17 protein-coding genes are annotated in these 12,719 nt (G+C 72.2%); 4 read left to right on the top strand and 13 right to left on the bottom strand.

Annotated features, from left to right (window positions below; translation table 11 throughout):
* Positions 1-91: 91 nt before the first annotated feature.
* From IG63_RS0107590 to IG63_RS0107550, 10 genes are all read right to left on the bottom strand, one after another.
* Positions 92-1,486, bottom strand: a complete 1,395-nt coding sequence (locus IG63_RS0107590; RefSeq protein WP_030483776.1) for an NAD(P)(+) transhydrogenase (Re/Si-specific) subunit beta — start codon at positions 1,484-1,486, stop codon at positions 92-94.
* Complete coding sequence (locus IG63_RS0107585; RefSeq protein WP_030483775.1) at positions 1,483-1,788, bottom strand: NAD(P) transhydrogenase subunit alpha part 2; 306 nt, start codon at positions 1,786-1,788, stop codon at positions 1,483-1,485. The genes IG63_RS0107590 and IG63_RS0107585 overlap by 4 nt, the downstream gene beginning before the upstream one ends.
* Positions 1,785-3,008: a Re/Si-specific NAD(P)(+) transhydrogenase subunit alpha gene (locus tag IG63_RS0107580; protein ID WP_084596809.1), complete on the bottom strand. Its 1,224-nt coding sequence runs from the start codon at positions 3,006-3,008 to the stop codon at positions 1,785-1,787. The genes IG63_RS0107585 and IG63_RS0107580 overlap by 4 nt, the downstream gene beginning before the upstream one ends.
* 70 nt (positions 3,009-3,078) lie before the next feature.
* Positions 3,079-3,801: a VIT1/CCC1 transporter family protein gene (locus tag IG63_RS0107575; protein WP_030483773.1), complete on the bottom strand. Its 723-nt coding sequence runs from the start codon at positions 3,799-3,801 to the stop codon at positions 3,079-3,081.
* Between the two features lie 69 nt (positions 3,802-3,870).
* Entirely contained in the window at positions 3,871-4,557 is a 687-nt protein-coding gene (locus IG63_RS0107570; protein ID WP_030483772.1) for an NAD-dependent deacylase, read from the bottom strand.
* Positions 4,558-4,676: 119 nt separating this feature from the next.
* A complete protein-coding gene (locus IG63_RS0107565; RefSeq protein WP_030483771.1) occupies positions 4,677-4,952 on the bottom strand; it encodes a hypothetical protein in 276 nt (91 codons plus the stop codon).
* Positions 4,953-5,112: 160 nt separating this feature from the next.
* Positions 5,113-5,472: a hypothetical protein gene (locus tag IG63_RS23265; protein ID WP_211249248.1), complete on the bottom strand. Its 360-nt coding sequence runs from the start codon at positions 5,470-5,472 to the stop codon at positions 5,113-5,115.
* Between the two features lie 126 nt (positions 5,473-5,598).
* Positions 5,599-5,889, bottom strand: coding sequence for a hypothetical protein (locus IG63_RS23260; protein ID WP_211249247.1), 291 nt, complete (start codon positions 5,887-5,889; stop codon positions 5,599-5,601).
* 54 nt (positions 5,890-5,943) lie between these two features.
* On the bottom strand, positions 5,944-6,198 hold the full coding sequence (locus IG63_RS0107555) for a hypothetical protein (RefSeq protein WP_030483770.1): 255 nt from the start codon (positions 6,196-6,198) through the stop codon (positions 5,944-5,946).
* 186 nt (positions 6,199-6,384) lie between these two features.
* Positions 6,385-7,320, bottom strand: a complete 936-nt coding sequence (locus IG63_RS0107550) for a 1,4-dihydroxy-2-naphthoyl-CoA synthase (RefSeq protein WP_030483769.1) — start codon at positions 7,318-7,320, stop codon at positions 6,385-6,387.
* Positions 7,321-7,368: 48 nt separating this feature from the next.
* Here IG63_RS0107550 and IG63_RS0107545 point away from each other — a divergent pair, with 48 nt between their 5' ends.
* Both IG63_RS0107545 and IG63_RS0107540 read left to right on the top strand, forming a co-directional pair.
* Positions 7,369-7,812: a nitroreductase family deazaflavin-dependent oxidoreductase gene (locus tag IG63_RS0107545; RefSeq protein ID WP_030483768.1), complete on the top strand. Its 444-nt coding sequence runs from the start codon at positions 7,369-7,371 to the stop codon at positions 7,810-7,812.
* 117 nt (positions 7,813-7,929) lie between these two features.
* On the top strand, positions 7,930-8,232 hold the full coding sequence (locus tag IG63_RS0107540; RefSeq protein ID WP_030483767.1) for a hypothetical protein: 303 nt from the start codon (positions 7,930-7,932) through the stop codon (positions 8,230-8,232).
* 21 nt (positions 8,233-8,253) lie between these two features.
* On the opposite strand, the gene IG63_RS0107535 is transcribed toward IG63_RS0107540, so the two are convergent.
* Positions 8,254-8,889 carry an ACT domain-containing protein gene (locus tag IG63_RS0107535; protein ID WP_030483766.1) on the bottom strand — a complete coding sequence of 212 codons (636 nt, stop codon included), beginning with the start codon at positions 8,887-8,889 and terminating at the stop codon, positions 8,254-8,256.
* A 102-nt stretch (positions 8,890-8,991) separates the two neighbouring features.
* Here IG63_RS0107535 and IG63_RS0107530 point away from each other — a divergent pair, with 102 nt between their 5' ends.
* Entirely contained in the window at positions 8,992-9,891 is a 900-nt protein-coding gene (locus IG63_RS0107530) for an NAD(P)H-binding protein (RefSeq protein WP_030483765.1), read from the top strand.
* A 13-nt stretch (positions 9,892-9,904) separates the two neighbouring features.
* Here the strand turns inward: IG63_RS0107530 and IG63_RS0107525 are convergent, their stop codons facing one another.
* The gene (locus IG63_RS0107525; protein WP_030483764.1) at positions 9,905-10,651 is read right to left on the bottom strand and encodes a CPBP family intramembrane glutamic endopeptidase; all 747 of its coding nucleotides are present in this window, start codon (positions 10,649-10,651) and stop codon (positions 9,905-9,907) included.
* 79 nt (positions 10,652-10,730) lie between these two features.
* On the opposite strand from IG63_RS0107525, the gene IG63_RS0107520 reads away from it, so the two are divergent.
* Positions 10,731-12,077 carry a cryptochrome/photolyase family protein gene (locus tag IG63_RS0107520; protein WP_030483763.1) on the top strand — a complete coding sequence of 449 codons (1,347 nt, stop codon included), beginning with the start codon at positions 10,731-10,733 and terminating at the stop codon, positions 12,075-12,077.
* Here the strand turns inward: IG63_RS0107520 and thpR are convergent.
* Complete coding sequence (gene thpR / locus IG63_RS0107515) at positions 12,059-12,637, bottom strand: RNA 2',3'-cyclic phosphodiesterase (RefSeq protein WP_036194699.1); 579 nt, start codon at positions 12,635-12,637, stop codon at positions 12,059-12,061. The two genes, IG63_RS0107520 and thpR, sit on opposite strands and share 19 nt — an antisense overlap.
* Positions 12,638-12,719: the final 82 nt, after the last annotated feature.

Here is a 12,719-nt window from a genome sequence, read left to right as displayed (position 1 = left end):
AGTATGAGAGAGATTCGTGCGCTATGTCCGGCTTATTGGGGATCCCCGTCGCGCTGGACCACCACCGGGTGGCCCAGGTGCCGGTCGGGCCTCACAGTGCCTTGACGGCGTTGAGCAGCTTGCTCATCGAGTCCTTGGCGTCGCCGAAGAGCAGCGTGGTGTTGTCCTCGAAGAGCAGCTCGTTCTCGATCCCGGCGAAGCCCGGACGCATCGAGCGCTTCATGAAGACGACCTGCTTGGCCTCGTCGGCGTTGAGGATCGGCATGCCGTAGATGGGGGCGCCGGGGGTCGTCTTGGCCGCCGGGTTGACCACGTCGTTGGCGCCCACGACCAGCACGACGTCGGCGTCCTTGAAGTCGCCGTTGATGTCGTCCATCTCCTTGAGCTGCTCGTAGGGCACCTGGGCCTCGGCGAGCAGCACGTTCATGTGGCCGGGCATGCGGCCGGCCACCGGGTGGATCGCGTAGTCGACCTGGGCGCCGCGCTCGCTCAGCACGTCGACCAGCTCGCGCAGCGTGTGCTGGGCCTGGGCGACGGCCAGGCCGTAGCCGGGCACGATGATGACGCGGTCGGCGTACCCCAGCATGATGGCGACGTCCTCGGGGCCGGCGCTCTTGACCGGCCGGTCGGAGACCTCGCCGCCCCCGAGCGTGGAGCCGCCCTTGAGCGCGCCGAAGAGGATGTTGGCCACGGAGCGACCCATCGCGCGGGCCATCAGCAGCGTGAGGAAGGTGCCGGAGGCCCCGACGAGCGTGCCGGCGACGAGGAGCACCACGTTGTCGAGCACGTAGCCGCCCGCCGCGACCGTGAGCCCGGTGAAGGCGTTGAGCAGCGAGATCACGATCGGCACGTCGGCGCCGCCGACGGGCAGGACGAGCAGCACGCCGAAGACCAGCCCGACCAGCCCGAGCACGATGCCGACCCACATGGCCGGCGAGAGCACCAGCTGGGTGGAGAGCCCGACGCCGCCGACCAGGCCGGCGCCGAAGACGACGGCGAGGCCCGGGAAGACGACCGGCGCCGAGGTCATCAGCCCCTGCAGCTTGGCGAAGGTGACCACCGAGCCGGCGAAGGAGACCGAGCCGACGAAGATGGTGAAGGCGGTGGCCACGAGGATGAACCAGCTCGCGTCGGCGTGACCCGCCCCGGGCAGCAGCTCCCGCAGCTCCAGCAGCGCCACCAGGGCGGCGGCGCCACCGCCGACCCCGTTGAAGAGCGCCACCATCTGCGGCATCTGGGTCATCTGGACACGCCGCGCCCCCACGGCGCCGGCGACCGTGCCCACCGCGATCGCGACCAGGATCGGCACGACGTGGTCGAGGTCGAGGTAGAAGAAGGGCACCGCGCAGGCGACCACGGCGGCACCGGCGCCCACGAGGTTGCCGGTGCGCGCCGTACGCGGCCCGGAGAGCCCCTTGAGGGCGAGGATGAAGCAGACGGCGCAGGCGAGGTAGACCAGCTGCACCCAGACCGGCGTGGCGGTCATCGCGCGACCTCCTTGGCCGGCTTGCGACGTCGGGTGAACATCTGGAGCATCCGGTCGGTCACCACGAAGCCACCGACCATGTTGATGGCGGCGAGCACGACCGCGACCAGGCCGACGGTGACCGCCACGGCGTTGTCGCTGGTGCCGGTGACGAGGATCGCGCCGAGCAGGATGATCCCGTGGATGGCGTTGGCGCCCGACATCAGCGGCGTGTGGAGCGTCGAAGAGACCTTGGAGATCACCTCGATCCCCACGAAGACGCTGAGCACGAAGATCGTCAACCAGACGACGGCGTCGTTCACGGCTTCTCCTCCTGGTCGAAGAGCTCCTGGTCGGGAGCGGGCTGGGCGTCGGCGGTCGGCTCCGGCGGGGACTCGGGCTCGCGCTCGGGCTCCGGCTGGTCGGGCCCCTCGATCGCCTCACGGGTCGGGTCGTGGTGGATCCGGCCGGCGTGCGTGACGCACGCACCGGCGACCACCTCGTCGTCGAAGTCGGGGTCGAAGGCCTCGTCGCGGGTCATCAGGGTGAGCAGGTTGACGACGTTCTGGGCGTAGAGCCGCGAGGCGGGTCCGGGCATCTGCGCGGGCACGTTGAGCCCGCCCCACACCTGCGCGTGGCCGACCCGCACCATCTCGCCGGCGACCGAGCCCTCGACGTTGCCACCCGTCTCGGCGGCGAGGTCGACCACCACCGAGCCCGGCCCCATCGCCTCGACCATCTCGCGCGTAACGAGCAGCGGCGCCTGCCGCCCCGGCACGGCCGCGGTCGTGATCAGCGCGTCGGCGGCGGCGATGTAGGGCGCGAGCAGCTCCTTCTGGCGGGCTGCGCGGTCCTCGGTCATCTCGCGGGCGTAGCCGCCGGCGCCCTCGAGGGTCTCCAGCTCCAGCTCGATCGCCTTGGCGCCCATCGAGCGGATCTCCTCGGCCGCCGCGGCGCGGACGTCGTAGGCCTGCACCACCGCGCCGAGCCGCTTGGCGGTCGCGATCGCCTGCAGCCCGGCGACCCCGGCGCCGAGCACGACGACCTGCGCGGGCTGCACCGTGCCGGCGGCGGTCATGTTGAGCGGGAAGAAGCGGCGCAGCAGCCCGGCCGCGACGATGGCGCAGCGGTAGCCCGCGACCAGCGCCTGCGAGGAGAGGGCGTCCATCGACTGCGCGCGGCTGATCCGCGGCACCAGCTCCATCGCGAAGCTGGTCACCTGCGCGTCGCGCAGCTGGGCGACGAGGTCGTGGGAGGTGGTGACCGGGAGGAAGGACACGGTCGTCGCACCCGGTCGCAGGGAGAGCGCCCGATCGGGGTCGAGCGCATTGACCGCGACGACGACGTCGGCGCCGGGGAGGAGGTGGTCGACGAGCGTCGCACCCGCCTCGGCGTACTCCTCGTCGGCGAAGCCGGCCTGCTCCCCCGCGCCGGGCTCCACGCCCACCTCGAAGCCGAGCCCGGTCAGCTTGCCGACCAGCTCGGGCACCAGTGCGACCCGGGTCTCGCCCGGGCGGGTCTCTCGGACGACGGCGAGCCTCATGGCCGCACCCTAGGGGAGTCGCGCCGCGTCGCCGGGATCTGTGCGGCCTGTCACACGGCGAGCTGCCGGATCAGGCGAGTCCGACGCCCAGCAGCGAGCCGATGCCGTAGGTGACCGCCATCGCGAGCGTGCCGCCGAGGACGACGCGGCGTACGGCGGGGGCGACCGGGGCGTCGCCGGCCCGCGCGCTGAGCCAGCCCGTGAGCGCGAGCGCGAGGGCGACCGCGGCGACCGTCACCCACGCGCGGAGCCCCGCCGGGAAGGCGAGGATCGTGAGCAGCGGCAGCAGCGCCCCGACCGTGAAGGAGAGCATCGAGGCCCACGCCGCCTGCCACGGGCTGACCAGGGCGTCGGGGTCGATGCCGAGCTCGACGTCGAGGTGGGCGCGCAGCGCGTCGCCGGCGGTCAGCTCGGTGGCGACCTGCCCGGCCAGCCCGGGCGAGAGCCCCTTGTCGACGTAGAGCTGCGTCAGCTCGGCCAGCTCGTCCTCGGGCTCCTCGGCGAGCTCTCGGCGCTCCTTCTCGACCAGGGCGCCCTCGGTGTCGCGCTGGGTGCTGACCGAGACGTACTCCCCCGCCGCCATGCTGAGCGCGCCCGAGACCAGGCCCGCGACCCCGGCCACCGCGATCACGCCGCGGTCGGTCGTGGCGCCCGCGACGCCCATCACCAGCCCCGCGACGGAGACGATGCCGTCGTTGGCACCGAGCACGGCCGCACGCAGCGCGTTGAGCCGGCCGTGCAGCCCGTCGTCGTGCGGCTCGTGCGGGTGCAGGGCGGGGGTGGGCGCGCTCACGTCTCCAGGGTGCGTCGTACGCGGCTGACCTGCAACGAAGGCGAGGCTCCCCTGCTCGAGCGGGACGCCTCAGTCGGAGAGCAACGAGTCGACCCACCGGGGCACGGTCTGGGTCGCCGGGCCGGCGATGCTCGTGGCGAAGTCGGAGACGCGGGGCGGGTCGAGGTCGAGCTCGAGGGTGTCGGCGCCGTTGCCGATCGCGAAGTGGACGAAGGCCGCGGCCGGGTAGACCAGGCCCGAGGTGCCGATCGACACGAAGAGGTCGCAGTCGAAGAGCGCCTGCTGCACCGTCTCCATGTCGTAGGGCACCTCGCCGAACCAGACCACGTCGGGCCGCAGGGCCCGGACGCCGCACGCCGGGCACGCCGGCCGGTCGACGAGCGTGCCGTCCCAGTCGTGCCGGCGGTCGCAGGCGACGCACCAGGCGGCGCGGAGCCGACCGTGCATGTGATGGACCTGCCGCGACCCGCCGCGCTCGTGCAGGTCGTCGATGTTCTGCGTGACCAGGTGGAGGTCGTCGCCGAGGTGCTCCTCGAGCCGCGCGAGCGCGACGTGCGCGGCGTTCGGCTCCGCGCGCAGCAGCGCCGCGCGGCGCTCGTCGTAGAAGCGCTGCACCAGGTCGGGGTCGGCGTCGTACGCCTCGTGGGTCGCGACCTGCATCGGGTCGTGGCCCTCCCACAGCCCGCCGGAGTCACGGAAGGTGCGCAGCCCGCTCTCGGCCGAGATCCCCGCACCCGTCAGCACCACCACCCGCACCCGGCGATCCTGCCGTACTCCGCGCACTCGCGGTGGTCGGTGAGTCTCGAGACTGGCGCTGCGCGCCCTGCTCGACCACCCGACCTCGCAGACCACCCGGCGAGATCGGGTCCGAGACGTCAGGGTCGCGTGGGTGGCAGGTAGGGGGCCAGGACCACGTTGTAGTCGTGGGTGGCGATCAGCGCCTGGACCTCCGGGTCGCTCTCCCGAAGCATCTGGACCACCTCGGCCGCGGCGTCGGTCTCGGCGATGCCGCCGAAGTCGAGAAGGTCGATCCACTCGTCCGGCGTGATCATCACGACCACCCGCCGCTCGTCGCCGCGGGCGTCGGTGAAGCTCACGGCCAGCCCGCGGTGGTCGGGCTCGACGACGCCCAGCTCCGCGAGAGCTGCCACCAGCGAGTCCCAGTCGGGGACAGAGCCCGGGCGCGGAGCAGCCGGGACGTGTCGCGTCATCCGCTCAGTAGTACCAGGGAAGCCAACTGTCGGGTTTCGGTCGGCCGCGGCGGAGGACCGGACCCGCGCGGCAGCCGGCGACCTGCAGCAGGCGGTCAGGTCACTCGTCGTCGAGGTCGAGGATCGCGCTGGCGATCTCTGATGGAAACAGAGTCGACCAGATGACCTCGCCTGGCCCAGGGTTCAGTCCGGCGACAGCCGAAGGCTCGGCCTGCCAGTCGTCCCGGTCCACGCCGGGCACGCAGTCCAGCAGCAGCGCGATGACCTGTGGGTCGGGAACACCCTCGGCGACGATGGCAAGATACGCCTCGTGGCCGTTGCTGGCCCGCACGAGCGCCATGATCCGATGAGTACGGAACTCGGCGACGGCCGTGTGTCCGGTCTTGAGCGAGGTCGCGATCAGACCGATGACCATCCGCTTCATGGCGCGCCGCCAGGCCACGGCCTGCTCTGCGCTCAAGCGCTTCCAATCCCAGTCACCGGGGAGCAGGTGGTCGGTGGAGACCGACTTGCCAGACGTGCACTCGCGCTTCAGCGCGGCATAGAAGTCGCGCTGAGGGCTGTCGTCCTGCCGCCGACCTGCAGCTCAGATCCACCAAGCGCCCCTGGTCGGAGGTGTCCAGTCGGGGACCTCACCGGAACCGAGCTCGGTGGCAGCTGCTCGGTGGTCCGACGTCTTGACCTTGAACCAGACGCGGTCAGACAGCGACACCACCCGCTCGGCACCGCCGGCGTCCCTCTGCTCGGGCAGGGACTGCGCGCTGGCGATGACCGAGTGCGCGATCTCGTTGAGCGGCAGACCGAGATCCGGCAGGTCGACGCCGAGATCGTCGATGCAGCGCTTGGTCGGACGCACGCTGATCGGATCCGCGGCCATGCTCCGAACCTAGTGGCCGGGTCCGACGAAGTCGGCGCGCGCGGGTCGGAGCGACTACTTCGGCACTCCGCCGAGCTCGTCGAGCTCCTCCGCGCTCAGGCCGGTCATCATGGCGACAGCAGCCGCGTCGGTGCAGTTCAGCTTTCCAAGGGCAGCCTTGACGCCCGCGTTGATCTCGTCGCGGTGCGCGTCGATGAACTCGCGCACGGCAGCGTCGACGATGTCCTTCTTCGAGCGGGACATGAAGTGCGCTGCGTGCGAGACGAGCTCGTCGGTCGCAGCGTCGACCTTGATCGGGGCGGTAGCCATGGCAGGGAAGCTCCTTGACCTGAGGTACCGGGTTGAACCTCAGGTACCAAAGTACCCGTGGCTACAAGTTCCGTCTACTGGAAGAGGTCACGCCGTGGAAAGCCGTCGACTCCTTGAGGGCTCATCGAGGACCAGACGCGGACCTCTGAGCCTCAACCCCGTCCCGACCTGCGCAAACCCGCCAGATCAGTAGTACCAGGGGTACGGCGACCAGTCGGGGTCGCGCTTCTCCAGGAACTGGTCGCGGCCCTCGGCGGCCTCGTCGGTCATGTAGGCCAGCCGGGTGGTCTCGCCGGCGAAGAGCTGCTGGCCGACCAGGCCGTCGTCGATGGCGTTGAAGGCGTACTTGAGCATCCGCTGGGCCGTCGGGCTCTTGCCGTTGACCAGCCGGCCCCACTCCAGCCCGACCTCCTCGAGCTCGGCGTGAGGGACGGCGCGGTTGACGGTGCCCATCGCCACGCCCTCGGCGGCGTCGTAGGTCTGGCCGAGGAAGAAGATCTCGCGGGCGCGCTTCTGGCCCACCTGGCGGGCGAGGTACGCCGAGCCGAATCCGGCGTCGAAGCTGCCGACGTCGGCGTCGGTCTGCTTGAAGCGGGCGTGCTCGGCGCTGGCCAGGGTCAGGTCGCACACCACGTGCAGGGAGTGGCCGCCCCCGGCCGTCCAGCCGGGCACCAGGCAGATGACGACCTTGGGCATGAAGCGGATCAGCCGCTGCACCTCCAGGATGTGCAGCCGCCCGAGACGGGCCTTGTCGGCGGGGGTGCGTGCGTCCTCTTGGTCGCCGCCGGTGCCGTCCTCGTACTGGTAGCCCGAGCGGCCGCGGATGCGCTGGTCGCCGCCGGTGCAGAAGGCCCACTTGCCGTGCCGCTCGGCCGGGCCGTTGCCGGTGAGCAGCACGCAGCCGACGTCGGAGGTCGTGCGTGCGTGGTCCAGCACGCGCAGCAGCTCGTCGACGGTGTGGGGCCGGAAGGCGTTGAGCACGTCGGGGCGGTCGAAGGCCACGCGCACCGTGCCGTGCTCTCGGGCCCGGTGGTAGGTCAGGTCGGTGAGGTCCTCGAATCCGGGCACCTCCTCCCACCGCTCCGGGTCGAAGGTCTCGCTGACACCGTCGATCGCGCTCATGGTGCGGACTGTAGGGCGGGGGGTGGACGGCGGTGGGAGGGTGGGGTCATGGCGATCGAAGGCGAGTACGAGCCCAGCCCCGCGAAGTGGGTGCGCGACCAGGTCGAGCAGTTCGAGGCGAGCAACGGCCAGGAGGCCAACACGCTCCCCGGCACGAACGACCCGATCGTGGTCATCACCAACCGGGGCGCCAAGAGCGGCAAGGTCCGCAAGACCCCGCTGATGCGGGTGGAGCGCGACGGCGTCTACGTCGCCGTCGCCTCGAAGGGAGGGGCGCCCGAGCACCCGGTCTGGTACCACAACTTCGTGGCGCACCCCGAGGTCGAGCTGCAGGACGGGGCGGTCAAGAAGACCTACCGCGCCGAGCTCGTGGAGGGCGAGGAGCGCGCCGACCTGTGGGAGCTCGCCGTGAGCACCTGGGACACCTACGCGTCGTACCAGGAGAAGACGGACCGGCAGATCCCGCTCTTCAAGCTCACCCCCGTCGACTGACGGAGCGGTCCCCCCACTGGTTCAAACCGCAACTATCGTTGCAATACGCCTGAATCGGACTTAACGTCGTGGACTCGACCGCGGGCCCAGCCGTGGTCAGGGCCCGCGGGGGGCGCGATGCGACGGCACGACGAGGGACGACACGGCCGTCGAGCGCGCGCGGCCGGCTCGCTCGTGCTCATGGTCCTCGCGGCGCTCGCTCTGAGCCGTCTGCTGCGCAGCGGCGACGGCGTGCTCCTGGTCGCCCTGGTGGTCGCGCTGGCGCTCGTCGGCGCCCTGGTCGCCTCACTGCCGCTGCTCGACCGGCTGCCGCGCCGCACCGCTCCCCTCAGCGACGCGCGCCTGCTGCGTCGCCAGGAGCTGGTGCGGCGACTCGAGGCCGGGCCGCACACGGCGACGTACGTCGTCGGCCGGCGCTGAGCCGTCCCAGCCCCTGCCGGATCAGCGGTCGATCGACTGCGCCAGGGCGGCGAGGTGCCGCAACCGGGCGATCTCGGAGTCGAGGATCGGTGGGCCGCCGCGACGGGCCACCACGACCATCTCGTCGGCGTCGAAGCTGCAGCCGGCGACCAGCAGGTCGGAGAGGCGCTCGGGGAGCTCGAAGCGACGCCCGCGCTCCATGCTCGCGGCGTCGGGCCAGCGCAGGTCGTCGGGGACCTCGCTCGGGGCCGCGGGCGACCCGTGGGCCAGCGCGACCCCGTCACCGTCACGACGCAGGCGGACCGCCCAGTCGACCACGAAGGTGGCCGGGGCGAGGTCGACCAACACGTCACGGGCGCTGTCGGGCTGCGAGGTCATCGCCTCGACGACCTCGAGGTCGCGGGTCAGGTTGGAGCCGGCGCCGTAGCGGGAGATCCACAGCACGTCGACGCCGTCGAGCTGGGTGCACGCCGAGATGATGCTGTCGGGCATCACGCCCGGCTCGGCGGCGAGGAAGACGTCGTCGACGGCGCGGCCGTCGGTGCGCTCGACGATCTCGATGGCGTCGATGTTGCCGCCCGCCGAGCCGATGGCGGAGGCCAGCCGACCCAGCGACCCGGGCACGTCGGGCAGAGCGACGCGCAGCAGGTAGGACATGACAGGAGGCTATCGCCAGCACGTTTCGTCGTGGTGACCTGTGGAGACCGCCGGTGACCCACCTCCCGTGACCCACGGCCGCCTGGGGGTACCCCACGCAGCATGACCCGCATCCTCGTCACCGGCGCCACCGGCTTCATCGGCCGACCGCTCGTCGCCTCGCTCGCCTCCGACGGGCACGACGTGCGCGCGATGACCCGCCGCCCCGAGGAGTACGACGGCCCGGGCACGCCCGTGGCCGGCGACGTCGGCGACGCCGACTCCCTCAAGGAGCCGCTCACCGGCGTCGAGGTGGCCTACTACCTGGTCCACTCCCTCGACGACGAGGACTTCGAGCGCAAGGACGCCGAGGCCGCGCGAGCCTTCGCGGCCGCCGCCGCGGAGGCCGGCGTACGCCAGATCGTCTACATGGGTGGTCTCGGAGACGACGACGAGGAGCTCTCGGCGCACTTGCGCTCGCGCCGCGAGGTGGAGGGGCTGCTCGGCAGCACCGGCGTGCCCGTGACGACGCTGCGGGCCGCCATCGTGGTCGGCCACGGCGGCATCAGCTGGGAGATCACCCGCCAGCTCGCGCAGAACCTGCCGGCCATGGTGGTGCCCCGCTGGGCCAAGACCCGCACGCAGCCGATCTCGCTCGACGACGTGGTGCGCTACCTCGTCGGCGTGGCCGACCGCGAGGAGGCGCTGGGACGCACCTACGAGGTGGGCGGCACCGACCAGCTCTCCTACCTGGAGATGCTGCGCACGGCCGGCCGGCTGATCAAGGGCCGTCCGGTCCCGATCGTGACAGTGCCCGTGCTGAGCCCCGGCCTCTCGTCGCGCTGGCTGGCCCTGATCACCGACGTCGACGTCACCACCGGCCGCAACCTGGTCGACTCGATGGGCGTGCCGGTCGTCGTCAAGGACCACAGCATCCAGCAGGTCGTGCCCGGCACGCCGATGTCGTACGCCGAGATGGTGCGCAAGGCGCTCGAGGACCGCAGGGCCGACGCCGGGCGGTGAGCGGCCCCCGGGACTAGAGGAAGACGGCGGGGAGCGCGTAGAGCATCGTCACCGACCAGGTGAGGTGGGTGATGATCGGCGCCAGGATGCCGCCGCTGGCCCGGCGCTGCAGCCCGACGATCGCGCCGACGACGACGGCCGCGAAGCCGAGCATCACGTTGCCGGTGGCCAGCGTGGCGATGGTGTAGGCGAGCGTGGTCCAGGCGACCTGGTGGCGCCGGATCGCGGCGTACATCGCCCCGCGGAAGAAGAGCTCCTCGGCGATGCCGTTGACCACGGTCACCAGCAGCAGGACCACCGCGCTGCCCTGCTGGGTGTGCTCCAGCACCGAGGCGATGAAGGGCGTCAGGTTGCGGTCGAGGAAGGGCACCTCGGTGATGAGGTAGGCGCCGGCCACGAAGACCAGGGCGAGGGCCGCGCCGAGCAGCAGCGGCTGCAGCACCGGCCGGGGGGCCACCAGGTCGGGCTCGGCGGGGTTGCCGATGCGCCCGAGGTGGAGCGGGCCGGACGCGAAGGCCCCGACCGCCCACACGCCGGCGAGCAGCGCGGTGGCGGCGTAGAAGCGGCCGAAGTCCTCGGGGTCGATGAAGCGCAGCGTGAAGCCGAGCACCACGGCACCGATGACCACGACGACCGCGCTGACCAGCTGGCGGCGACGGAACTCGCGGTCGCTCTGGCGGTGGTCGCGCGGGGTCATCTCCCACAGGCTCGACCTCAGGTACGAGCGCAGCCCGGCCCGGAGCCGGCTGACCTGACGCATGGGCACAACCGTAGGGGTGCCCAGGTGGCCCGGTTCGAGTCACCGGTTCGAGTCGCCCGCCGGTGGTTACCTACCAGGCATGACCTCGATCATGTGGTTCCGTCGCGACCTGCGCCTGCGCGACCACCCGGCGCTCCGGGCGGCGCACGCCGAGGGCCCCGTGCTGGCGCTCTTCGTGCTCGACCCCGCGCTGTGGCGCGGCGCCGGCCACGCCCGCCGCGCCTGGCTGGCGGCCTCGCTGCGCGCGCTCGACGAGTCGACCGGCGGCCGGCTGTGCATCCGGATGGGACGTCCCGAGTCGCTCGTCCCCACCCTCGCCCGCGAGGTCGGCGCCACCCAGGTGCACGTCAGCCGCGACTACGCGCCGTACGGCGTGCGGCGCGACCGCGCCGTCGTCGAGGCGCTGCCCGATGGCGTGGAGGGCGTCGCCACCGGGTCGCCGTACGCCGTCGACCCCGGCACGGTGCGCAACGGGTCGGGCGACCCCTACAAGGTCTTCACGCCCTTCTCCCGCGCCTGGCGCGACCACGGCTGGGACGACCCCCAGCCCGCCCCCCGCGGCATCGAGTGGGTCGCCCACGACAGCGACAAGCGGGTCGCGGCGATGCTCGACAAGGCGCTGGAGGAGGCGCCGGAGACGATGCCCACCCCGGGCGAGGACGCCGCCTGGCGCCGCTTCCAGGCCTTCCTCGACGACGACGTCGCCGACTACGACGAGGCCCGCGACGACCCCGGCGCCGACCGCACCTCGCGGCTCTCCCCCTACCTCAAGTACGGCGTGGTGCACCCGCGCCAGCTGCTCGCCGAGACCGCCGGGCGGCGCAGCACCGGCGCGACGACCTACGAGACCGAGCTGGCGTGGCGCGACTTCTACGCCGACGTGCTGCACCACAAGCCCGCCAGCGCGTGGGAGGACCTCAACCCGGTCAAGGGGCTGCGCTACGACGACCCGGAGGACGCGATCGAGGCGTGGAAGCAGGGGCGCACCGGCTTCCCCGTCGTCGACGCCGGGATGCGGCAGCTGCTCCACGAGGGCTGGATGCACAACCGGGTGCGGATGATCACCGCCAGCTTCCTCACCAAGGACCTGCACGTGTGGTGGCCGGTCGGCGCCCGGCACTTCCTGGACCACCTCGTCGACGGCGACCTCGCGAGCAACAACCACGGCTGGCAGTGGGTCGCCGGCACCGGCACCGACGCCTCGCCGTACTTCCGCGTCTTCAACCCGATCACCCAGGGCACGAAGTTCGACCCCTCGGGCGACTACGTGCGCCGCTGGGTGCCCGAGCTGCGCCACCTGGAGGGCAAGGCGGCGCACCAGCCGTGGGATCACGACGACGGCTACGACCACGACTACCCCCGGCGGATCGTCGACCACGCCGAGGAGCGCAAGCGGGCCCTCGAGCGCTACGAGCGGGGCCGGTGACCGTCGCCGAGCGGCAGCTCGGCCACCACCTCGTGACGGGGTCGACCACGGGGGCCCTCCCCGAGGTGGGAGGCCACCAGCGCGAGGTGGTCGACCGTCCAGGTCGGTGAGCGGTAGGGCTCCAGCACCCGCAGCCAGCGGGCCATCTCCACCGGGCGGTTGCTCCGCGCCAGGGTGACGTGGGGCCGGAAGCGCTGCCCGTCGACCTCGGCCCCCGCCCTGGTGACGGCGTGCCGGGCGACCACCGAGAGCGCGTCGTACGGCGCCGGATCGGCCACGCCCGCCCACAGCACCCGGCCGGTGGCGACGTCGGGGAAGGCACCGCCGCCCACCAGCTGCGTGGCGAAGGGCGCCTTGCGTGCGGCGGCGTCCGCCAGCAGCGTGACCAGCGGCTCCTCGGCGCGCGCCGGGACCTCGGCGGCGAAGGCGAGGGTGACGTGCCACTGCTCGGGCGGGCTCCAGCGCAGCGGCCTCCCCGCCACCGGCGCCTCCCGCCGCGGCGCGACCAGCTCCTCGAGGTCCTCGACCACCTCCAGCGGTGGCAGCACGGCGACGAACATCCTGGTCACGGGCTCCAGTGTGCCGCCCCGACCGTCGCAGACGCGCGGGCAGAAGTCCGCGCACTGTCATGACATATCGTGA

Source organism: Nocardioides aequoreus (assembly GCF_000720335.1).
GTDB lineage: Bacteria > Actinomycetota > Actinomycetes > Propionibacteriales > Nocardioidaceae > Marmoricola > Marmoricola aequoreus.
This window is presented reverse-complemented; position numbering and strand designations above follow the sequence as displayed.

Bases quoted from the DNA above. Each gene is read 5' to 3' on its own strand.
- thpR (WP_036194699.1), bottom strand. From the start codon at position 12,637: ATGTTCGTCGCCGTGCTGCCACCGCTGGAGGTGGTCGAGGACCTCGAG.
- IG63_RS0107540 (WP_030483767.1), top strand. From the start codon at position 7,930: ATGCGACGGCACGACGAGGGACGACACGGCCGTCGAGCGCGCGCGGCC.
- IG63_RS0107530 (WP_030483765.1), top strand. From the start codon at position 8,992: ATGACCCGCATCCTCGTCACCGGCGCCACCGGCTTCATCGGCCGACCG.
- IG63_RS0107520 (WP_030483763.1), top strand. From the start codon at position 10,731: ATGACCTCGATCATGTGGTTCCGTCGCGACCTGCGCCTGCGCGACCAC.
- IG63_RS23260 (WP_211249247.1), bottom strand. From the start codon at position 5,889: ATGGCCGCGGATCCGATCAGCGTGCGTCCGACCAAGCGCTGCATCGAC.
- IG63_RS0107550 (WP_030483769.1), bottom strand. From the start codon at position 7,320: ATGAGCGCGATCGACGGTGTCAGCGAGACCTTCGACCCGGAGCGGTGG.
- IG63_RS0107580 (WP_084596809.1), bottom strand. From the start codon at position 3,008: ATGAGGCTCGCCGTCGTCCGAGAGACCCGCCCGGGCGAGACCCGGGTC.
- IG63_RS0107555 (WP_030483770.1), bottom strand. From the start codon at position 6,198: ATGGCTACCGCCCCGATCAAGGTCGACGCTGCGACCGACGAGCTCGTC.
- IG63_RS0107525 (WP_030483764.1), bottom strand. From the start codon at position 10,651: ATGCGTCAGGTCAGCCGGCTCCGGGCCGGGCTGCGCTCGTACCTGAGG.
- IG63_RS0107535 (WP_030483766.1), bottom strand. From the start codon at position 8,889: ATGTCCTACCTGCTGCGCGTCGCTCTGCCCGACGTGCCCGGGTCGCTG.
- IG63_RS0107545 (WP_030483768.1), top strand. From the start codon at position 7,369: ATGGCGATCGAAGGCGAGTACGAGCCCAGCCCCGCGAAGTGGGTGCGC.
- IG63_RS0107590 (WP_030483776.1), bottom strand. From the start codon at position 1,486: ATGACCGCCACGCCGGTCTGGGTGCAGCTGGTCTACCTCGCCTGCGCC.